Below are 21,385 nucleotides of genomic sequence, written 5' to 3'. Positions count from 1 at the left end.
ACAGCCCGGCGCAGCGGCCGGGCACACAATCAGGATGCAGGAATTTTCAGGTTCTGCCCCAACATGACGTTGGTCGACTTCAGATTATTGGTCTGCATTATCGCTTTCGGGCTGACGCCGTAGTGCGCCGCAATCCCGGTCAGGGAATCGCCGACGACGACCTTATGGCGAACCATACCGCGCGGCGCGGCGCGGGTGGTCCGGCTGGCGGCCGCACTGGCCGGGACTTTCAGCCGCTGGCCGACCCACACCACATCACGCTTCAGGGTGTTCATCTCACGCAGCGTGGCCATGCTGACACCATACTTCGCGGCAATGCCGGAGAGCGTCTCCCCGCGCGTCACGGTATGGCGCTGAGTGATGCCGGTATACTGCGTCACCCCGGTCGCCGGATTACTGGCGACGCTCACCGCTGGCGACGAGCCCAGCGGCAGGTTTTCCTCCTTTGGGATGGATTGCAGCGGGTGCGCCAGGAAATAAGTGCGCAGACCTTTATAGATCGACTGCGCAATCTTATCCTGGTGTGCGCTACTGCCTAGCAGTCGCTCCTCCGAGGAATTACTGATGAAGCCGGTTTCCACCAGCAGAGAAGGAATGTCCGGCGAGCGCAGGACCCCAAGACTGGCGTGCTCTGGCAGGCGCTTGTGCAGCGAGGTAACGCCGCGCAGCTGCTGCAGGACTTTCTGAGCGATGTCATAGCCGACGCGCTGCGAGTGACCGAACTGCAGGTCTAACACCGCCTGGCTGAGATAAGGATCGGCCTGGCTGTTGGCCAGCAGGTCACCGGCACCGCCCAGCAGCTCAGACTGCTTCTCTTTCTGCTCCAGCCAGTTAGCCATCTCGTTGTTGGCGCGACGGTTTGATAACACCCAGACCGATGCCCCGGTCGCCGCGTGGCTCGGCGCCGCATCCGCATGGATCGACACCAGCACGTTGGCGTTGGCTTTACGCGCCACATCGGAACGGCCCATGACCGAGATAAAATAGTCGCCATCGCGTGTCAGCACGCCCTTAAACATCGGATCGTTATTGAGCAGCACCCGCAGTTTACGGGCAATCGCAATCGTTACGTTCTTCTCTTTTAATCCGCGCTGGCCGATAGCGCCCGGGTCCTGGCCGCCGTGTCCGGCATCTATCGCCACGATCACGGTGTCATTCTGGCTGACGCGACTGCCGGGGCGCACGGTGCTGGCCGTGCTGGTCACCGAGGTCACCGGATTGGCATTAAACGGATTGGCCGCGGCGGCACTCTGGGTCGGCACGCGCGTCGGGGCGATGACCGGTGCGGGCTGGCTGCGCGTCACCACCGGCGCTTTACCGGTAATGGTAAAGACCACGCTGTAGTTGTTGCCGTCGCGCTGGGTGACCGCACGGGTTTTCCCCGCCTGGGTCAGTTCAAACACCAGCCGCACGCTCTGCTTGTCCTTTGGGGTACTGCTGCGAATGCGCCTGACGATGTTCTCACCGCTGAAGTTCAGCGGTAACCCCTGCACCACACCGCTCTGACGGACGTCGAGCACCACGCGATCGGGGTTGTGCAGCGGGAAATAGCCATAGACCGGCTGTCCGGAAAAATTCAGGGTGATGGTTGCCTGGCTGTCACCGTTCGCCACTTTGATATCTGACAGCGTGGCGGCGAACAGGGGAGCAGAGACCAGCAGCAGCAGTGACACCAGCGCGATTTTCATCCGTGACATCATGCCTGTTCCCTGCCCTGGCTGAACTGTTCAATCCACTGCTGGCCCGACGCAGACTGCGCCGTCAGCTCCGCTTCACGCGCCTCGCCCACATAGCGCAGCGTTAAGGTGAGGTCGGGCGACGGCAGGAATCCGGCACCCTGCTGCGGCCACTCGACCAGACAGATCGCCTCACCGCTGAAATAGTCGCGGATCCCCATGAATTCCAGCTCTTCCGGATCGGCGAGGCGATAGAGGTCGAAATGGTAAAGGGTGCGGTCGGCCAGCGCGTAAGGCTCCACCAGGGTATAGGTGGGACTTTTGACGTTGCCCTGATGGCCCAGCGCCTGCAGAAAGCCGCGGCTGAAGGTGGTTTTACCCGCCCCCAGATCGCCATAGAGATAAATGACTGCCGCGCTGCCACAGGCGCGCGCCAGCTGAGCGCCCAAACTGAGCGTAGCCGCCTCATCGGGCAAAGAGATAACACAGGTCTTCATGCTTCTTTATTCATCTCAGGATTAACAAACTGCCACAGGAGATCCAGTAAATCGGTTGCCAGCATACCGCGCGTGCCGCGTTGCACCGCGACCGCGTCGGCGGCGGCACCGTGCGCTACACAGCCCGCGCAGGCCGCCTCAAACAGCGTCAGTTTCTGACCCACCAGCGAGGCGATGATCCCGCTCAGGAGATCGCCCATTCCGCCCGATGCCATACCGGCATTGCCAACATCGGCAAAGGCCATCTCGCCCTGCTCGCTGGCAATCAGCGTTCCGGCACCTTTCAGAACCACCACGCCGCCATAACGCTGCGCCAGTGTCTGCGCTGCATGTAAGCGGTCACTCTCAATTTCACTGGTCTCAATATTCAGCAAACGCGCCGCCTCGCCAGGATGCGGCGTAATAATGCGATTCTGACGTTTCTCCGCACTGATTGCCAGCAGGTTAAGTGCATCCGCGTCCCAAAGCATCGGCTTTTCACTGCCTTCTACCCGCTTTAACGCCCGCTTTCCCCACTCCCGCTGACCCAGACCGGGACCGATAGCGATGACATCGGCCCACGCCAGCGCCTCCGTGAGCCGTTCGTCGGTCAGTTCATCGACCATAATTTCGGGGCGGGCGGTGAGAATCGGGATGATATTATCTTTGTGAGTAAGCACTCGCACTAATCCGCTGCCGCTGCGCAGCGCCGCCTCTGCCGTCATGCGCACCGCCCCGGCCGTACCGGCATCGCCTCCCACCACCAGCAGACGACCGTGACTGCCTTTGTGCGAGGTCGGCTTACGCGGTTTCAGCCAGCGGGAGAGTACGCTGGCGTCGTAACGGGCGATGGGGGCCGTCTCGCCCGCCAGAAACGCGGCCAGCCCCAGATCGGCAGCGAAGAGTTTGCCAACGTGGTCACGCGCCTTGCCGGTTATCTGTCCCGGCTTCAGCGCGACCAGGCTCAGCGTATGGCAGGCGTCTATGACCGCGCCGGGCGCCGTGCCGTTGCGGGCCGATAAGCCGGACGGGATATCGATGGCAAGAACCGGCGCTGCATGGGCATTAACGCGTGCGATCAGCGAGGCGTAAGGTTCGTCCGGCGCACGCTGGCAGCCGGTGCCCAGCAGCGCATCGACGATCACATCGACCTGCTCTGGCCAGACCGCATCGGCCGCATGGATTGCACCGCCCGCATCCAGCCAGGCATCGCGGGCCTGCTGCGCCTCTTCCGGTAACGCCCTGTCACTTTCGCACGCCAGCAGCGTCACCGTTTTGCCTGCCGCCTGCCCCAGCCGCGCCACCACATAGCCATCCCCGCCGTTATTGCCGTGACCACACAGAATCAGCCAGTGGCTGGCCTGCGGCCAGTGCGCAGTCAGATGCGTAAAGGCCGCCTGCCCGGCGCGCAGCATCAGCTCATGCAGGGTGATGCCGAGTGCGTCGGCCCCCTGTTGCTCAAGCTGCGCCACCGCCTGCGCAGGCCAGACAGAATATGGTAAACTGCGGCTGTTTTTCTTCGAATCCTGGTCACTCATGTCATACCCTCTCGATCTTCATCAACTCGCACAGCAGATTAAACAGTGGGGAGCCGAACTCGGTTTCCAGCAGGTCGGCATCACCGACACCGATCTCAGTGCCGAAGAGCCGCGTCTGCAGGCGTGGCTGGACAAGCAGTATCATGGCGAGATGGAGTGGATGGCGCGACACGGCATGATGCGGGCGCGTCCGCATGAACTGCTGCCCGGCACGCTGCGTGTGATCAGCGTTCGCATGAACTACCTTCCGGCCAAAGCCGCCTTTGCCAGCACGCTGAAAAATCCCCGTCTGGGCTATGTCAGCCGTTATGCGTTAGGCCGCGATTACCACAAAGTATTGCGCAATCGACTGAAAAAGCTCGGGGAAATGATCCAGGAGCATTGTGGTGCGCTTAATTTTCGCCCCTTTGTCGACTCCGCCCCGCTGCTGGAACGCCCGCTGGCGGCGAAAGCCGGGCTTGGCTGGACCGGTAAACATTCGCTGATTCTGAATCGCGAAGCGGGCTCGTGGTTTTTCCTCGGCGAACTGCTGATCGACATTCCGCTGCCGGTGGATACGCCGCAGCCGGAGCAGTGTGGCCGCTGTGTCGCCTGCATGACAATCTGCCCCACCGGCGCCATCGTAGAACCCTACGTCGTGGATGCCCGCCGCTGTATTTCTTATCTCACCATTGAGCTGGAAGGCGCAATCCCGGAAGCGTTTCGTCCACTGATGGGCAACCGGATCTATGGCTGCGATGACTGCCAGCTCATCTGTCCGTGGAATCGCTATGGTCAGCTCAGTGACGAAAGCGACTTTTCACCGCGCGCCGCGCTGCATGCGCCAGAGCTGATCGATCTGTTTCAGTGGGATGAAACGAAGTTTCTGCGCATCACCGAAGGCTCCGCGATTCGGCGCATCGGACATTTACGCTGGCTGCGCAATATCGCCGTCGCGCTGGGTAACGCGCCCTGGTCGGCCGACATCATGCCGGTGCTGGAACGGCGTCTCGGCGAGAGTGAATTGCTGGATGAACATATTCAGTGGGCGATCGCGCAGCAGCAGCAGAAACGCGAACAGCTCGTTGTCGACGTGCAGCCTGCCCAGCAGAAACGGCTGGTGCGTGCCGTTGAGAAAGGTTTACCGCGTGATGCGTGAATGACCAGCCCGGCGCAGATTATCGTTTTCCACATGCTGTGAATAAAAATAAAAAGTTGTTGTCATTCAACTGCAATAACCCTGATTCTGCGGGAAAATAACAAATTGAAATATTATCAAAAGCATAAATATCAAAGATTTATAAAAAAGTTGTGTTTATTTGATAATGAGACTAGCGCTTCGCTTAAAACGCAAAGCTGTGGATAACTCTGTTCAGAAATGATTTGCAGATCGCGCTAACGGGCGCTGAGAATGGGGTGTCGCGCTGTGGATAACCCTGAGGAAACCATTAAGGCGTTACGACGCAAAACAGCCGCAATTTTTGACTGAAACAGTGTGATGTTAAATCTGGAGCGGGAAACGAGACTCGAACTCGCGACCCCGACCTTGGCAAGGTCGTGCTCTACCAACTGAGCTATTCCCGCATAAGAAGGGTACTGCTTACACTTTAAATCTGGAGCGGGAAACGAGACTCGAACTCGCGACCCCGACCTTGGCAAGGTCGTGCTCTACCAACTGAGCTATTCCCGCAAAGAGGGTACTGCTTACATTTTAAATCTGGAGCGGGAAACGAGACTCGAACTCGCGACCCCGACCTTGGCAAGGTCGTGCTCTACCAACTGAGCTATTCCCGCGCCTTGTACCGTTACAAAATTCTTCACCGGTACGGGGTGCGCATTATACGAGAATTCGTTGCTGCTGCAAGCCTCTGAAAGCAAAAATTTTCGCTTTCTGCGCGTTTGCCGATTTAATCGCCAACATGGCGATTTCATGCGCACCCCCTGGCGATTAAAGCTGCAAAAAGTGTTCGCGGTAGTAAGCCAGCTCCGCCACGGACTCACGGATATCGTCCAGCGCCTGGTGCGTCCCGCCTTTTTTAAAGCCTGGCAGAATCGCCGGTTTCCAGCGGCGGGCCAGCTCTTTCAGCGTGCTGACATCCAGATAGCGATAGTGGAAGTAGGCTTCCAGCTCGGGCATATATTTAAACAGGAAGCGGCGATCCTGCCCGATGCTGTTGCCACAGATCGGCGAGGTATTGGCCGGCACCCACTGCTTCAGGAATTCGAGGGTTGCCAGCTCTGCGGCACGATCGTCTATCCTGCTCTCTTTGACCCGCGCCACCAGCCCGCTGTTGGTGTGGGTGCGGACATTCCACTCATCCATCAGCGCCAGCTGTTCATCCGACTGATGAACGGCCATAACCGGCCCTTCCGCCAGAATGTTCAGGTCAGCGTCCGTCACCAGGGTCGCAATCTCAATAATGCGATCGTGCGTCGGATCGAGTCCGGTCATCTCAAGATCAATCCAGATCAGATTCTGTTCATTTCCAGTAGCCATGCTGTTTCCTGCGGTTGCTATAGTCGTCATTCACAATGAATAAGGTGTATCATAGACGTTTTGCCCAGCCGGGCGAAATCTGGCTAACGCTGTGAGGGTGAGTGAGTAAAAATAAACTGTCGAAGGGCCAACAACGCCGCGTAAGCGCAAACCACGATCGCCGTCTCAATCAGCGCAGAGAGCGTCCGGAAGCGGATGACAACCTGTTTGGTGAAGCTGCAGATGGGGTCGTTGTCAGCCGTTTTGGCATGCACGCTGACGTTGAGGATAGCGCAGGCGTCACCCACCGCTGCAATATCCGCCGGACTATCCGTTCGCTGGTCACGGGCGATCGGGTGCTGTGGCGTCCGGCAACCAGCGGCGGCAAAGGGATCGTCGAAGCGGTGCATGAGCGCACCAGTGTCCTGACCCGCCCCGATTTTTATGACGGCGTGAAGCCGATGGCGGCGAATATCGATCAGATTATTATCGTCTCCGCCATTCTGCCGGAGCTGTCGCTGAACATCATCGATCGTTACCTGGTGGCCAGCGAAACGCTGGAGATTGAACCGCTGCTGGTTCTGAACAAAACCGATCTGCTGGATGAGGCGGCGCGTCTTCGCGTTGACCAGCAGATGGATATCTATCGCCAGATTGGCTATCGCGTAGTGATGGTGTCCAGCCGGGCGAAAAATGGCCTGGACGATCTGGAAGCGGCGCTCACCGATCGCGTCAGTATCTTTGCCGGTCAGTCGGGCGTCGGAAAATCGAGCCTGCTGAATGCCCTGCTCGGCTTCGACAAAGATGAGCAGGCCGCTATCCTGACCAACGACGTGTCTGACGGTTCAGGCCTGGGCCAGCACACCACCACCGCTTCCCGGCTTTACCACTTCCCGCACGGCGGCGACGTGATCGACTCTCCGGGCGTGCGGGAGTTCGGTTTATGGCATCTGGAGCCGGAGCAGGTTACCCGCGGGTTCGTCGAGTTCCGCGCTTTCCTGGGCGCGTGCAAATTCCGTGACTGTAAGCACGGCAGCGATCCGGGCTGCGCCATTCGTGAAGCGGTCGAAGAGGGAAAAATCAACCGCTCCCGCTTCGATAACTACCACCGTATCCTGGAGAGCATGGCGCAGGTAAAAACGCGTAAAAATTTCCCTGACGGTGAGAGTTAATCGGTATAACCGCCTCTGCGCCCTCCGCCGCTGCATTTTGCGAGGTGCATTCCAGTCGTGCACACGGAACGTGCAGCGCGCCGGAAATCGGATATAGTCGCGATCTGAACGGGGCACTGCTACAATCCGCCCCCTTTTTTATAACGTCATAAATAGCCAGGAGGCTAAGGTGTTTGATCGTTTAAAACTCGGCTTGAATCATATTCTCCCGAAGAAATGGCTGACTGAACTTGCCGGATGGGGCGCCAGTCGCCGCGGTGGTTGGTTGACCAAACTGGTCATTGACATCTTTGTCTGGTTCTACAAGGTCGACATGGCAGAAGCCCGCAAGCCGGATACGGCCAGCTATCGCACCTTCAATGACTTTTTCGTGCGTCCGCTGAAAGATGACGCGCGCCCCGTCGATGCCGACGCCAGCCTGATCGCCCTGCCCGCGGATGGCGCTATCAGCCAGCTCGGTCATATCGATGGCGATCAGATCTTCCAGGCTAAAGGTCATCACTACTCTCTGGAAGCGCTGCTGGCGGGTGACGAGCGCATGGCCGCCCGCTTTGTGGACGGCGAGTTCGTCACCACCTATCTGGCACCGCGCGACTATCACCGCGTCCATATGCCGTGTAACGGTATCCTGCGTGAGATGATCTATGTGCCTGGCGACCTCTATTCGGTCAACCCGCTGACCGCGCGTAATATCCCGAACCTGTTCGCCCGCAATGAGCGCGTGATCTGCTACTTCGAAACCGATATCGGCCCGATGGTGCAGATCCTGGTCGGTGCCACCATCGTCGGCAGCATCGAAACCGTCTGGGCGGGCACCATCACGCCACCGCGTGAAGGGGTGATTAAACGCTGGCACTACCCGGCAGCCGAAGATGAAGGCGCCGTGGTCCTGCTGAAAGGTCAGGAGATGGGCCGCTTTAAGCTTGGCTCGACCGTGATCAACCTGTTCGCACCGGGCCGCGTCAAACTGGCAGAAAGCCTGGAAGCGGAAAGCAAAACCCGTCTCGGCCAGCCGCTGGCGATTGCGCTGCCGGTCGCCACGGACATGTCTGACGTCATCACTGACTAAATTGAGAGTCCTCTGTGCGCCCGATTCTCCTCCTGCTGCTGAGCCTCTGGCTCAGCAGCCCGGCCTCTGCGGCCAGCCTTCCTGACGCCAGCCAGCTTAAACAGCAGCTGGAAGAGATCAAATCGGCCAAAAGCTCCCCGACGCAGGCGGAGCAGATCCAGACGATCGAAGCCGCCCTGAATTTCCTCTCTGAACGCGATGAATCGCTGGAGCGCGCCGCGCAATATCAGCAGGTCATTGACGATTTCCCGCGTCTGGCGCGTGAACTGCGTCAGCAGATTGCGACGCTGAGCGACAGCGGGAAGACCGTGCGCAGCAATATGAGCAGCGCCGAGCTGGATCAGGAGATCCTGCAGGTCAGCAGCCAGCTGCTGGAAGAGGGTCGTCAGGCGCGGCAGGAGCAGGATCGGGCGCGCGAGATCAGTGACTCCCTGTCTCAGCTGCCACAGCAGCAGACCGATGCCCGCCGGGCGATGACGGAGAGCGAGCGCCGTTTGCAGGGCGTCAGCAGCAGTTCACCGCAGGGTCAGCTGCAGCTGGCGGCCCGTCAGGCTGAAAATGCCGCCGATAAGGCGCGCGTCGATGAACTGGAACTGGCGCAGCTCTCCGCCAATAACCGCCAGGAGCTGGCGCGGATGCGGGCGGAGGCCCACCAGCGTAAAGCGACTCAGCTGGATAACTATCTGCAGGCGCTGCGCAATCAGCTCAACGACCAGCGGCAGCGTGAGGCAGAAGTTGCGCTGGCGCGTACCGAACAGCTGGCCGAAAACAGCGGCGATCTGCCGCCCGCCATCAGCGATCAGTTCCGGGTTAACCGCGAACTCTCGGGTGCGTTGAATCAGCAGGCGCAGCGCATGGATCTGGTGGCGTCGCAGCAGCGTCTTGCCACCAACCAGATTATTCAGGTCCGTCAGGCGCTCTCTACCCTGCGCGAACAGTCGCAGTGGCTGGGTGCCTCGAATCTGCTGGGGGAAGCGCTGCGGGCGCAGGTCGCGCGTCTGCCGGAGATGCCGAAATCGCAGCAGATTGATAATGAGATGGCGCAGCTTCGCGTGCAGCGTCTCTATTACGAAGATCTGCTGGAGCGCCAGGAGTCCCTGCGCAAAGGCCACCAGGCCGATGGTCAGCCCTACACGGCCGATCAGAAACGTATTCTCGATGCCCAGCTCCGCACCCAGCGAGAGCTGCTGAATTCCCTGATCTCCGGCTGCGACACGCTGATCCTGGAGATCACCAAACTGAAAGTTGGCAACACCCAGTTGCAGGACGCGCTGACTGAGGTCAAAGATGCGACCCACCGCTACCTGTTCTGGACCGCCGATGTCAGCCCGATCACTCTGAGCTACCCTTTGGATCTGGCGAAAGATCTCTCCCGTTTGCTGTCGCTGGACACCCTGGGCCAGCTCGGCAAAGCGATGGCGATGATGTTTACCAGCCGCCATTCGGTGCTGCCGATTATCGGCGCGCTGCTGCTGGTCGGCTTCAGCATCAGCTCGCGCCGTCACTTCAATGCCTTTCTTGAGCGCTCCGCCAGCAAAGTGGGCAAGGTCACGCAGGATCGCTTCCGCCTGACCATCCGGACGGTGTTCTGGTCGATTCTGGTCGCGCTGCCGCTGCCGGTACTGTGGGGCGCGCTGGGTTATGGCCTGCAGAACGCCTGGCCCTACCCTATCGCCGTGGCGGTTGGTGATGGCATCACCGCCACACTGCCTCTGCTGTGGGTCTTTATGATCAGCGCGGCTTTTGCCCGGCCCAACGGCCTGTTTATTGTGCATTTCCGCTGGCCGCAGAACCGGGTGGCGCGCGCCATGCGCTACTACTCGCTGAGCATCGGCCTGATTGTGCCGCTGATCATGTTGCTGATCGCCCTGGGAAATCTGGAAGATCGCCAGTTCTCCGCGTCGCTGGGCCGTCTCTGCTTCATCCTGATCTGCGGGGCCATCAGCATTGTCACGGTGAGCCTGAAGCGTTCCGGTATTCCGCTCTACCTCGACAAAGAGGGGAACGGCGAGAACATGGTCAACCGGATGCTGTGGAATCTGATGATCGCCATGCCGCTGATGGCGGCCCTCGCCTCCGCCACAGGCTATCTGGCGACCGCCCAGGCGCTGCTGGCACGTCTGGAAACCTCCGTCGCCATCTGGTTCCTGCTGCTGGTTATCTATTACATCATCCGTCGCTGGATGCTGATTCAGCGTCGCCGGCTCGGCTTTGACCGCGCCCGTCAGCGCCGTGCCGATATGCTGGCCAACCGCGCGCGCAGCGAAGAGGAAAAAGAGCAGGGCACTCAGAATACCGATGCGATTGAAATCGAAGAGCCGGTAATCGATCTGGATGCTATCAGTGCCCAGTCACTGCGGCTGGTGCGTTCTCTCCTGACGCTGATCGCGCTGGTGTCTGTGATTGTGCTCTGGTCGGAAATCCACTCCGCCTTCGGCTTCCTGGAAAATATTCAGCTGTGGGATGTCAGCTCGTCCGTGCAGGGCGTGGAGTCAATTCAGCCAATTACCCTGGGCGCGGTGCTGATCGCCATTCTGGTGTTTATCATCACCACTCAGCTGGTGCGCAATATGCCTGCGCTACTCGAACTGGCGCTGCTGCAGCACCTGAATCTGACGCCCGGTACCGGCTACGCCATCACGACCCTGACCAAATATCTGCTGCTGCTGGTCGGCGGACTGATTGGGTTCTCGATGATCGGGATTGAGTGGTCGAAGCTGCAGTGGCTGGTTGCGGCACTCGGTGTGGGACTGGGATTTGGTCTGCAGGAGATCTTTGCCAACTTTATCTCTGGCCTGATTATCCTGTTTGAAAAACCGATCCGTATCGGCGACACCGTGACGATCCGCGACCTGACCGGCAGTATCACCCGGATCAATACCCGCGCGACCACCATCACCGACTGGGATCGCAAAGAGATTATCGTGCCGAACAGGGCGTTCATCACCGAACAGTTTATTAACTGGTCACTGTCCGATTCGGTCACGCGCGTGGTGCTGACCATCCCGGCCCCGGCCAAAGTCAGCAGCGAACAGGTCACCACCATTCTGATACAGGCGGCCGAACGCTGCAGCTATGTGCTCGACACGCCACAGCCGGAAGCCTTCCTTGTGGATCTGCAGCAGGGTATTCAGCTGTTTGAGCTGCGCGTACATGCCGCAGAGATGGGACACCGGATGCCGCTGCGTCACGAGCTGCATCAGCTGATTCTGAGCGGGTTTGACCAGCACGGTATTGAGATGCCGTTCCCGCCCTTCCAGATGCGGATGGAAACCCTGGGTAAGAAGCTGCCTGCCAGCAACGGCACACCGGCGGCCCGCGCCTATAAATCTGGCGGTCTGTAATGCAAAACGCCCGGCTGAGCCGGGCGTTTTCACACTGCGCGATGCGTTACTGCTTAACGAAAGCTTCGCCCTGAGCAATGTCTTTCTTCAGCGTCTCCAGCATGCCGGAGAGCGCCTGCTGTTCATACGCGCTCAGCGTGCCAATCGGCCTGCGTTCCGCAATACCGTTTTTACCCAGCAGCAGCGGCTGTGAGAAGAAGCGCGCATATTCGCCCTCACCTTCCACATAGGCACACTCCACTACGCCTGACTCGCCATTCAGCGCCCGCACCAGAGACAGACCGAAACGGGCAGCCGCCTGACCCATCGACAGCGTCGCCGATCCGCCACCCGCTTTGGCTTCCACCACTTCTGTTCCGGCATTCTGGATCCGCTTCGTCAGATCGGCCACTTCCTGATCGCTGAAGCTGACGCCGCTGACCTGAGACAGCAGCGGCAGAATCGTCACGCCAGAGTGTCCGCCGATGACCGGAACTTCAACCTGGTCAGGTTGCTTGCCCTTCAGCGCTGCCACAAAGGTGTTGGCACGGATGATGTCCAGCGTCGTGACGCCGAACAGACGGTTTTTGTCGTAGACGCCGTGCTTTTTCAGCACTTCTGCCGCGATAGCCACGGTGGTGTTAACCGGGTTGGTGATGACACCAATCAGCGCTTTAGGCGCGGTCGTCGCCACCTGTTCAATCAGATTACGAACGATGCCGGCATTCACATTAAACAGATCTGCGCGGTCCATACCCGGCTTACGGGCGACACCGGCGGAGATCAGAACCACGTCTGCGCCCTGTAACGCTGGTGTGGCATCTTCGCCGCTGAATCCCTGAATGGAGACGGCGGTCGGAATATGACTGAGATCAACGGCAACGCCAGGCGTAACCGGCGCGATGTCATACAGTGAGAGTTCTGAACCTGCAGGAAGCTGGGTTTTGAGCAGAAGTGCGAGCGCCTGGCCTATGCCGCCAGCGGCACCGAGAACGGCAACTTTCATTCTTAACTCCTTATTAAGGTGGGGCAGAGATGGGCCGAAATTCTATCTGTGTCAGACCTTAATCAACTGCTCAGGCGATGATAATTATCCGCTGTTAATTCTACGTGCTTTCGCACTTAATCTCCGGATTCAAAAGTTACTTATCATTACGCCTGAATGACCGACAACCTTGCCGTCGTCAGACAGAGAACGGCTATGTGCGTTTTCTGTTACTACACCACCAATAATATAACAACTTTGCAACCTTTGCCTTCTGCGGCTGTGACGGGGGTTTTGGTCTGAGCGGATTTATTTGCTATTATCGCCGCCCGCCAGCCGCCCGAACCCTGCTCATCAATCGAACGATTGCATAAAAATGCATTTAAATGCATAATCACCACTCTGCCGCGGGCGGATGCGCGGTTATTCTCTCTATATATTGGTAACCTATGCGAAACCCATCGAAACAAGACGATCTGATCAAGGCTTTCAAAGCCTTATTAAAAGAAGAAAAATTCAGTTCCCAGGGCGAGATTGTTCAGGCGCTGCAGGATGAGGGCTTTGAGAATATCAATCAGTCCAAAGTCTCTCGCATGCTGACGAAGTTTGGCGCAGTGCGGACCCGCAATGCCAAGATGGAGATGGTCTACTGTCTGCCGGCAGAACTGGGCGTGCCAACGACCACCAGCCCGCTGAAAAACCTGGTACTGGATATCGACTACAACGACGCCCTGGTGGTGATTCATACCAGTCCTGGTGCCGCACAGCTGATTGCCCGCCTGCTGGATTCGCTGGGTAAATCGGAAGGGATTCTGGGAACGATTGCCGGTGATGACACGATTTTTATTACCCGTGCGCGCGACTTCACGGTGAAGCAGCTGCACAGCGCCATTCTCAACCTGTTTGAACAGGAACTCTGAGGATCGACTGACGGCTTCCGGTACAGACCTGGCCGTCAGCCCCTTAAGCCTGTTCAGGCTCGCCGTATTGCCCGCACGCATACACCCAACAGTCTGTTTTAAGCCCTGCGCCCGCGGACAGAAATCAGCTTCTGCTTCACCTTCTGCGCTATTTTACGCTGCTTTACATCACTAATCCGGCACCATCGCCCGGATCCAGATCAAACCCCAGCCCGAAACACCCCTGCATTTCGCACTAAACGTTAAAGTGATCTATATCACTGTTTTTGCAATTAAAAGCGGCATAAAGGCTATTTTTTCATCGTTTTTTATAACGTTGAGTTATTAAAAGTAGCCATAAGGATAAAGTATCACAAGAAAACATTATTAGCGGAATATTAATTTCTCGCGTTATTAGTTCTATACTTCTTTTCGTGACGCAAATCACACAAACCAGAAAGATAAAAATAGACGACGAGGAAATATCTATGAACGTTAAAACTACTATCGCTACCCTGAGTATTCTTTCCGCCCTTTCATTTGGCGCTGTCGCAGCAGAATCTATCGATGCTGCTCAGGCGCAGAATCTGCAGCCCGCAGGCACCATCAGCGTCAGCGGCGTCGCGGGTTCACCGATGGATATCCGTCAGCAGCTGAGTGACAAAGCCGATCAGCAGGGCGCAAAAGCCTATCGTGTGATCGAGGCTTACAACAACGGCAACTATCACGCCACCGCCGCGCTTTATAACTAAGACGCAGCCCGGTTTAGCCTGCCGCTCTCTGTCAGATGCGCACAGCCGCACCGGAGAGCAGAGGCAGAAACAGATATTGCAGGAGAGTGAATTATGAAAATGAAATTAGCTATCGCCGCCCTTGGCCTTTCCCTGATCTCAATGGGTGCTGGCGCTGCCAGCCTGGTGACCAATCAGGAAGCTCAGGGTTTGCAGTCGATGAACCAGACCATCAGCATTAGCGGCCGTAATGGCGACCAGACGCACGTGCGTCAGGTGCTGTCAGAGAAAGCGGATGCCCAGGGTGCCGGTCACTATCGCATCATCGAAAACAACCAGGATAACACCTGGCATATCACCGCTGAACTCTATAAATAACCGACCATGATGACGCCGGAACGGCGTTGAAAATATCGACGACCCGCCTTTACGATTAACCGCAGGTTGTTGAATGTATTGAGGAGACGAACATGAATATCAAAACAACCATTGCTACAGTCAGCCTGCTTTCCGTTATGGCGTTCGGCGCTTCTGCCGCTCAGCTGGTAACCGGCGACCAGGCACAGAATCTGCAGCCTGCGGGAACCGTGACCATCAGTGGTACAGCGGGTGCACCAATGGATTACCGCGCTGAACTTTCTCAGAAAGCCGATGCGCAGGGTGCCAGCGCCTATAAAGTGATTGAGGCGCGCACCGGTGACAACTACCACATCACCGCACAGCTCTATAAGTAATTCCTCGTCAGATGTTGACGAACCCTTTGGCCCCGCTCTCCGGGGCCTTTTTTTTATCTGACGTTAAAGTGAAGCTGCCCTTCCAGCTCCTCTTCCGCTTCATCGAACAACAGAATCAGCGCGCCGTAACGCCGTCGCTGCCCCCTGCCCAGATTGACAAATTCAATCTCCAGCGGCATGGGTAACAGATCGCCCGTCACCACATCCCATAATCCATCCAGATCGCAGATGCGGCGCTCTTCCAGCGCAAATCGCTCGCTGAACTGGCGGAAGAAATGGGCCTGATCGACAATTTCATTAAAATCAAAACGCTCGATTTTCATGCTGACCGCTCCCATGCTCCGTCTGTGGGCGACCTCTGCCGCCCGTTCCTGTCCGTTAGCTCAAACCGCCCAGGTGGAGCGCTTTGACCTCCAGATACTCTTCCATTCCCAGGACCGACCCTTCACGGCCCAGTCCCGACTCTTTCACGCCGCCAAAGGGCGCCAGTTCGGTCGAAACGGCACATTCGTTAATGCCGATCATGCCGCTCTCCAGCGCCGCCGAGACGCGGAACACCCGCTGCAGATTCTGGGTGTAGAAGTAGGCGGCCAGACCAAATGGCGTGGCGTTGGCGCGGCGGATGACATCCTCCTCATCCTCAAAGCGGAAACAGGCCGCCACCGGACCGAATGTCTCTTCCTGCGCGAGCTGCATCTCTTCGTGGGCATCGGCGATCACCGTGGGCTGCCAGAAATTGCCGCCCAGCGCATGGCGTTCGCCCCCCGCCAGTAGTTTGCCCCCTTTTGCGACGGCGTCTTTAACGTGCTGCTCCACCTTTTCCACCGCCGAGGCTTCAATCAGGGGACCGACGATCACGCCCTCCTCCATGCCGTTGCCGACCTTCAGCTTGTTGACCTCGGCCGCCAGTTGCTGCGTGAAGCGGTCATAGACCGCATCATGAATGTAAAAGCGGTTCACGCTGACGCACACCTGGCCCGCGTTACGGAATTTGTTGGCGATAGCGCCCTGGACGGCGGCATCGATGTCAGCATCGTCAAACACGATGTAGGGGGCATTGCCGCCCAGCTCCATCGACACTTTTTTCATGGTTTCGGCGGCATTGCGCATCAGCAGCTTGCCCACCTGCGTCGAGCCGGTGAACGAAATTTTACGCACCGCGCGGCTGGCCATGATCGCGTCGCTGATGGCGTGGGTGTCACCGGCCACCGCATTCAGCACGCCATCCGGGACGCCCGCCTGCTTCGCCAGGGCCAGCAGCGCAAAGGCCGACAGCGGCGTGTTATTGGCAGGCTTAATGATACCGGTGCAGCCTGCGGCCAGGGCGGGCCCCAGCTTGCGGGTCAGCATCGCCATCGGGAAGTTCCACGGCGTAATGGCCGCCACCACGCCAATCGGTTCGCGGGTAGCCAGGATACGCGAGCCCGGTTTCGCGGGCGGTATGATCTCACCGTTGGCCCGTTTTGCCTGCTCGGCGAACCACTGAATAAAGCTGGCGGCGTACTCAACTTCCCCCTCCGCCTCTTTTACCGGCTTGCCCTGCTCCGTGGTCATCAGTTCGCCCAGCCAGCGCTTGTTCTCAATAATCAGCTGGTACCAGCGCATGAGGATCTCAGCGCGCGCTTTTGCAGTGAGCGCCCGCCAGGCGGGGAAGGCGCGCTCTGCGGCGGCGATAGCCTGTTCCGTCTCCGCTTTGCCCGCTTTTGCCACCTGAGCAATGACCTCGCCAGTCGCCGGATTGGTGACGTCGAAGGTGGCGGCCGCCTGATGCCACTGGCCATCCGCTAAATAGCCGGTGCGGAACAGCTCGCTCTCTTGCAGTGATTTCATGGATTCGCTCCTGTCAGTTTTACGCTTCCGTTCAGAGAGTATAGTTGGCAAAAGCGGCAGGTTTTATGACGGGCGGGGATTGGGCAGGCCGCTGCCGGTGGCAGCGGCCAGATTCAGATTTGGATGAGGGTGTTCTGATATTTGTCGAGCATGAGCGCCAGCCGTCTGACCGGCTCCGTGACGCTTTCTGGTGCCTCATAATGGGCCAGTTTTTCCTGATAGACCGCCAGCTCTTTCAGCAGACGTTCAAAATAGTAACGCCGTTTGTCATCGCTGCTGGCGGAGATCACCCGATCCGCGGTGTAGCGCAGTTGCCGGTGATATGCTGAGAGATCGGCATTGATCGGCACTTCCGCATCCCGCAACCGCTGATGGCCGATGATCAACGTTAAGGCGATGCGGTACTTGTTGATATCGCCGGGAAACAGGTTCAGCAGCAGAAAGAGTTGCTGATAAAGCGCCGGTAAATGGTTTTCACGCCGGCGCGCCTGGTTGGTGGTCATCGCCGACACCGCCGCATACATAAAGCGGTTCAGCAATTTACGGCCGGTGCGCGCTTTCGATTTATCGCGGATCAGCAGGATCACCATCATCGCCACGAAGCAGCCGATGACCTGGCCAAGCACGTTGTCGAGAAAGACGTTGATGTGGAACTGCATCGGGTTATCAAGGACCAGCACGTTGAGCGTACCAATCAGCGCCCCGAGCGTGCCGAGCTGACGCCGCTGGATAAAGATGCCGCCAATAAAACCCAGCAGCCCGATGGCGATGCAGAGCAGCAGCGCGCTCTGCTGCGTGGCGGGCAGGACATACATAAAGTAGAGGGCGCCCAGCGGAACCGCGACCGTCATGCCGTAGAGGAAGTCTTTCGCCATCATCAGCGGGTTCGGCATACGCATCGCCAGCGCGGTGATCACCGCCAGCATGACCATGCAGCCGCTGCCGGAGGTCCATCCGGTGTAGAGCCAGAACAGCGAACCCAGCGCGGTTGCCACGAAGGTCCGGATCCCGTTGATCATCGCATGATGGGTCTCCGCAGAACGCGCCTGAATCACGACTTCGCGCTGCAGGATCGCCTCTTCCAGTGAGGTGATGCGGCTGTTGCTTTTAATGCCGTTGATCAGCAGCAGATATTCGGTGGCGGCACCGACCCAGCTGCCCAGCGTGACCGGCGTGGTTTTGCCGCTGGCTCCCATCACCCGCCGCATCACTTTCATCCGCTTGTGTACCTCCTCCACCGTGGTGGCAGGCTTCTCAACCATCAGGCGATACTGAGGCGGGATGTAGTCAGGGCGGGAGTTCTGGATCAGAAAGGTTTCGGCGGCCTGGGTAATCAGCGTCAGCGACAGCGTGTTCAGCATCTGCAAACGGCGATGGCTGTTCTTCCAGCGGGAGGATTCCATCATCAGCTGACTGCGCATGGTGTTCAGCGCCGTGGTGCGCCGGACCAGCGCGCTCCAGGCTTTGTCCACCTCTTCTTTGTCGCCGTGGGCGACGCAGAGCTGCAGCAGGTGATAGTGCGCCACCAGCAGCGAGTCGACCTCCGCATCGATCACTTTTTTGATCGAACGGGGCGAGAAGATCATATCGGCCAGGATAGCGCACAGGATGCCGAGCACAATCTCACTGCAGCGCTCGACCGCATACTGTGGCACCAGCGTCAGCCCGCCGCTGGCGTTCGCCGTCACCACGATAATCAGCGCGGTGTAGCCCGCCAGTCCCAGCGCGTAGGAGTTTTCGACCTTGATCAGCGAGGAGAGCCAGACGCAGAGTCCTGCCCAGATGCAGCACAGCAGCAGCATCACGACCGGCGCACGCACGGTGGCGATCATGATAGTCAGTGCGGCGATACAGCCGATAAATGTCCCGATAATACGCAAAACACCGCGATAGCGCAGCGCCCCGGAATAGGGGTCGCCACCGGCGGCGAAGGCGGTGCCGCCCGCCACGATCCCGGCGGTCATGACCGCCCAGCGCGGCGTTTCGAGGTTAAGGTGGAAGCCCACCATCAGCGCTAAAACCAGCGCGAAGGTGAGTTTTACCGGGAACCGCAGGAACTCGATCATATCGCCCTCTTAACCAAACTCACGCAGGCGATTCAGCAGACGGACCAGCGGTGAAACCTGTTCGGGCTGACGGTCGCCCGGCCCGGTGATGACGACGGTCGCCGTGGTGCCAGCCGGGAAGCGGTTGCCGGGCTGCTGATCCAGCCGGATGCGTACCGGCACACGCTGCGCCAGACGCACCCACTCCAGGTTGGAGTCCACCGTCGCCATGCCTTTGCTGTCCACCGAGCTGCTGCTGTTGGTGACGCCCGCGGCCACGCTGTCGACGGTGCCGCGCAGCACTATGTTGCTGCCGAGCGGTGTCACCTCGGCGCGGAAGCCCTTCTCCACGCCGTGAAGTTTGGTCTCTTCCAGATAAGCGAGCACATAGAAGGAGTGCTGCTGAACCAGCGCCACCGCCACGGAACCCCGGGTGATGAACTCGCCCTGATAGACATTCAGGTTAGTGACCCAGCCATCGGACGGCGCTTTGATGGTGGTACGCTCCAGATCAATCTCCGCCAGATCGCGAGTCGCCATCGACTTCGCCAGCTGATGTTCGCTGGTTTGCAGATCGTTGTTGGATTGTTCAATCGCTTCGCGCGACATCGCGGAGGTACCAAGCTGATTACGACGTCCGGCTTCGCGACGTTTCTCGCTGACCAGCGCCTGGTAATATTCAACATCCGCCTGAGCCTGTGCCAGCGCTTTCTGATAGCGCGGCCGATCCACCACAAACAGCGTATCGCCCTTCTTCACCAGCTGGTTATCGTGCACCGGAACATCGGTGATCAGGCCGGTGACATCGGGCGAGATCGCCACCACGTCAGCCGCAAAACGTGCATCGCGCGTCCAGGGGGATTCGGTATAGAAGACCCAGGCACGAAAGATGATAACCACTGCGATGATGACCAGCAGGAGTGTAATCGCGTAACGCGCGATTTTTCTTATGAGTGCTTTCACTTAAACCTCAGACTAATAAACGGGAGACAAGGTAAAACACACAGCAGTAAAGCGCTGTATTAAAAAGTGCCGGATGCCAGACAAGATCGTAGATGCCGCTCGGCGTCAGCACGCGTTTCACTAACCAGAACAGCATGAGTGAAATAATAAGTTCGATGAAAACGGGCGGAAAAGAGAGCCCAAACATGACAAATACCGGAAGCACACTCATCAGAAATCCTTAGTTCGACCTTGCCGGGAGACGCCTTTGCCTTCTGCAGATGCCACAGGAAAACCCTCTGCCAGCGCTATCTGAACCGCAGCTGGCTTAATAATAGCGTATCATCGAGGGGTATCAGGCAATGAAGAATCACCGGAAAATACCCCGGCCCGCTTATAATAACGTGCATTACTAACCATTTTCTACAGAATGTGATCTAAATCACTTTTAAGCCAGAGTAAACAATGGAACGACTGAAAGGTATGTCCGTTTTCGCCCGTGTGGTCGAACTGGGTTCGTTCACCGCCGCGGCGCGTCAGCTTCATCTGAGCGTCTCCTCAATCAGCCAGATCGTCGCCAGGCTGGAGGATGCGCTGCAGGTCAAGCTGCTGAATCGCAGCACCCGCAGTATCGGGCTGACCGAGGCGGGCAAAATCTACTATCAGGGCTGCCGCCGGATGCTGGCGGAAGCGACCCAGGTGCATGAACAGCTCTATGCGTTTAACAATACGCCGATTGGCGTACTGCGGATTGGCAGCTCCTCGACCATGGCGCAAAACGTGTTAGCCGGCATGACCAGCGAGATGCTGCGGGAGTATCCGGGGCTGAGCGTGAACCTGGTGACCGGCGTACCGGCACCGGACCTGATCGCCGACGGGCTGGATCTGGTGATCCGCGTCGGCACGCTGAAAGATTCCAGCCTCTTTTCACGCCGTCTTGGCGCGATGCCGATGGTAGTGTGCGCCGCCAAAAGCTATCTGGCGCAGCACGGTACGCCGGAGAAACCGGGTGACATCGATAATTTTTCCTGGCTGGAATATAGCGTGCGGCCCGACAACAACTTCGAGCTGATTGCACCGGAAGGGTTAGTGACCCGTCTGGCGCCGCAGGGCCGTTTTGTCACCAACGATTCGCTGACGCTGCTGCGCTGGCTGAAGTCGGGCAACGGTATCGCCTATGTCCCGATGATGTGGGTCATCGATGAGATCACCGCGGGCGAGATTGATATTCTGTTTCCGCAGTATCAGTCCGATCCACGTCCGGTCTATGCGCTCTATACCGAGAAAGATAAGTTACCGCTGAAGGTGCAGGTCTGTATCGATTATCTGACCGGCTATTTTGAGCAGGTGGCTGAGCAGTATCAGCTGCACCGTAAGAGCTGACAGGAACGGGTGATACCCGCTGGCTGCGAAACCCGGCCAGCGAAGTGTCGGAACGCGGCAGCGTTTCTCTTACTGAGGGGCTCGTTTCTGTTGCCTGTGCTTTCAGCCGGTGCATTGCCTGCCGGCA

19 protein-coding genes and 3 tRNA genes are annotated in these 21,385 nt (G+C 58.4%); 9 read left to right on the top strand and 13 right to left on the bottom strand.

Annotated features, from left to right (window positions below; all coding sequences use genetic code 11):
* Window positions 1-29: 29 nt before the first annotated feature.
* From amiB to nnr, 3 genes are read right to left on the bottom strand one after another with little or no spacing between them, the layout of a single operon-like run.
* Window positions 30-1,700, bottom strand: a complete 1,671-nt coding sequence (gene amiB / locus J1C59_RS02515) for an N-acetylmuramoyl-L-alanine amidase AmiB (RefSeq protein ID WP_140917319.1) — start codon at window positions 1,698-1,700, stop codon at window positions 30-32.
* Window positions 1,697-2,173, bottom strand: coding sequence for a tRNA (adenosine(37)-N6)-threonylcarbamoyltransferase complex ATPase subunit type 1 TsaE (tsaE, locus tag J1C59_RS02510; RefSeq protein ID WP_128084827.1), 477 nt, complete (start codon window positions 2,171-2,173; stop codon window positions 1,697-1,699). The genes amiB and tsaE overlap by 4 nt, the downstream gene beginning before the upstream one ends.
* Window positions 2,170-3,690, bottom strand: a complete 1,521-nt coding sequence (nnr, locus tag J1C59_RS02505) for a bifunctional ADP-dependent NAD(P)H-hydrate dehydratase/NAD(P)H-hydrate epimerase (protein ID WP_128084828.1) — start codon at window positions 3,688-3,690, stop codon at window positions 2,170-2,172. The genes tsaE and nnr overlap by 4 nt, the downstream gene beginning before the upstream one ends.
* Between nnr and queG the strand changes: the two genes are divergently transcribed.
* The gene (gene queG, locus J1C59_RS02500; protein ID WP_128084829.1) at window positions 3,689-4,828 is read left to right on the top strand and encodes a tRNA epoxyqueuosine(34) reductase QueG; all 1,140 of its coding nucleotides are present in this window, start codon (window positions 3,689-3,691) and stop codon (window positions 4,826-4,828) included. The two genes, nnr and queG, sit on opposite strands and share 2 nt — an antisense overlap.
* Window positions 4,829-5,177: 349 nt before the next feature.
* Here queG and J1C59_RS02495 read toward each other — a convergent pair.
* From J1C59_RS02495 to orn, 4 genes are all read right to left on the bottom strand, one after another.
* Window positions 5,178-5,253, bottom strand: a tRNA-Gly gene (locus J1C59_RS02495).
* Between the two features lie 30 nt (window positions 5,254-5,283).
* A tRNA-Gly gene (locus J1C59_RS02490) sits at window positions 5,284-5,359 on the bottom strand.
* Between the two features lie 28 nt (window positions 5,360-5,387).
* Window positions 5,388-5,463, bottom strand: a tRNA-Gly gene (locus J1C59_RS02485).
* A 154-nt stretch (window positions 5,464-5,617) separates the two neighbouring features.
* A complete protein-coding gene (gene orn / locus J1C59_RS02480; RefSeq protein WP_128084830.1) occupies window positions 5,618-6,166 on the bottom strand; it encodes an oligoribonuclease in 549 nt (182 codons plus the stop codon).
* Between the two features lie 101 nt (window positions 6,167-6,267).
* Between orn and rsgA the strand changes: the two genes are divergently transcribed.
* The 3 genes from rsgA (at window position 6,268) to mscM (ending at window position 11,730) form a co-directional block, all read left to right on the top strand.
* Entirely contained in the window at window positions 6,268-7,317 is a 1,050-nt protein-coding gene (gene rsgA / locus J1C59_RS02475) for a small ribosomal subunit biogenesis GTPase RsgA (RefSeq protein ID WP_128084831.1), read from the top strand.
* A 169-nt stretch (window positions 7,318-7,486) separates the two neighbouring features.
* The gene (asd, locus tag J1C59_RS02470) at window positions 7,487-8,386 is read left to right on the top strand and encodes an archaetidylserine decarboxylase (protein ID WP_128084832.1); all 900 of its coding nucleotides are present in this window, start codon (window positions 7,487-7,489) and stop codon (window positions 8,384-8,386) included.
* Window positions 8,387-8,400: 14 nt separating this feature from the next.
* A complete protein-coding gene (gene mscM, locus J1C59_RS02465; RefSeq protein WP_128084833.1) occupies window positions 8,401-11,730 on the top strand; it encodes a miniconductance mechanosensitive channel MscM in 3,330 nt (1,109 codons plus the stop codon).
* A gap of 46 nt (window positions 11,731-11,776) precedes the next feature.
* Here mscM and mdh read toward each other — a convergent pair whose 3' ends face one another.
* Complete coding sequence (gene mdh, locus J1C59_RS02460) at window positions 11,777-12,715, bottom strand: malate dehydrogenase (protein ID WP_128084834.1); 939 nt, start codon at window positions 12,713-12,715, stop codon at window positions 11,777-11,779.
* A gap of 428 nt (window positions 12,716-13,143) precedes the next feature.
* On the opposite strand from mdh, the gene argR reads away from it, so the two are divergent.
* The 4 genes from argR to yhcN (J1C59_RS02440) all read left to right on the top strand — a co-directional run bounded on the left by argR (window position 13,144) and on the right by yhcN (J1C59_RS02440) (window position 15,058).
* Complete coding sequence (gene argR, locus J1C59_RS02455) at window positions 13,144-13,614, top strand: transcriptional regulator ArgR (protein WP_009087485.1); 471 nt, start codon at window positions 13,144-13,146, stop codon at window positions 13,612-13,614.
* Between the two features lie 467 nt (window positions 13,615-14,081).
* On the top strand, window positions 14,082-14,345 hold the full coding sequence (gene yhcN / locus J1C59_RS02450; protein WP_111139663.1) for a peroxide/acid stress response protein YhcN: 264 nt from the start codon (window positions 14,082-14,084) through the stop codon (window positions 14,343-14,345).
* A 93-nt stretch (window positions 14,346-14,438) separates the two neighbouring features.
* Window positions 14,439-14,702, top strand: coding sequence for a YdgH/BhsA/McbA-like domain containing protein (locus tag J1C59_RS02445; protein ID WP_111139664.1), 264 nt, complete (start codon window positions 14,439-14,441; stop codon window positions 14,700-14,702).
* Window positions 14,703-14,794: 92 nt separating this feature from the next.
* Window positions 14,795-15,058: a peroxide/acid stress response protein YhcN gene (yhcN, locus tag J1C59_RS02440; RefSeq protein ID WP_128084835.1), complete on the top strand. Its 264-nt coding sequence runs from the start codon at window positions 14,795-14,797 to the stop codon at window positions 15,056-15,058.
* 53 nt (window positions 15,059-15,111) lie between these two features.
* On the opposite strand, the gene J1C59_RS02435 is transcribed toward yhcN (J1C59_RS02440), so the two are convergent.
* The 5 genes from J1C59_RS02435 to aaeX form a co-directional block, all read right to left on the bottom strand.
* Window positions 15,112-15,381: a barstar family protein gene (locus tag J1C59_RS02435; RefSeq protein WP_128084836.1), complete on the bottom strand. Its 270-nt coding sequence runs from the start codon at window positions 15,379-15,381 to the stop codon at window positions 15,112-15,114.
* Window positions 15,382-15,436: 55 nt separating this feature from the next.
* A complete protein-coding gene (locus J1C59_RS02430) occupies window positions 15,437-16,888 on the bottom strand; it encodes an NAD-dependent succinate-semialdehyde dehydrogenase (protein WP_128084837.1) in 1,452 nt (483 codons plus the stop codon).
* A gap of 113 nt (window positions 16,889-17,001) precedes the next feature.
* Entirely contained in the window at window positions 17,002-18,954 is a 1,953-nt protein-coding gene (aaeB, locus tag J1C59_RS02425) for a p-hydroxybenzoic acid efflux pump subunit AaeB (RefSeq protein ID WP_128084838.1), read from the bottom strand.
* Window positions 18,955-18,963: 9 nt separating this feature from the next.
* Entirely contained in the window at window positions 18,964-19,896 is a 933-nt protein-coding gene (gene aaeA, locus J1C59_RS02420; protein WP_140917318.1) for a p-hydroxybenzoic acid efflux pump subunit AaeA, read from the bottom strand.
* A 7-nt stretch (window positions 19,897-19,903) separates the two neighbouring features.
* Window positions 19,904-20,107: a p-hydroxybenzoic acid efflux pump operon protein AaeX gene (aaeX, locus tag J1C59_RS02415; RefSeq protein ID WP_003855277.1), complete on the bottom strand. Its 204-nt coding sequence runs from the start codon at window positions 20,105-20,107 to the stop codon at window positions 19,904-19,906.
* Between the two features lie 233 nt (window positions 20,108-20,340).
* Between aaeX and aaeR the strand changes: the two genes are divergently transcribed.
* The gene (aaeR, locus tag J1C59_RS02410; RefSeq protein ID WP_140917317.1) at window positions 20,341-21,258 is read left to right on the top strand and encodes an HTH-type transcriptional activator AaeR; all 918 of its coding nucleotides are present in this window, start codon (window positions 20,341-20,343) and stop codon (window positions 21,256-21,258) included.
* Window positions 21,259-21,385: the final 127 nt, after the last annotated feature.

Source organism: Pantoea deleyi (assembly GCF_022647325.1).
Classification (GTDB): Bacteria; Pseudomonadota; Gammaproteobacteria; order Enterobacterales; family Enterobacteriaceae; genus Pantoea; species Pantoea deleyi.
Note: the sequence above shows the minus strand (reverse complement) of the source record. Positions and strands in the feature narration are given on the sequence as shown.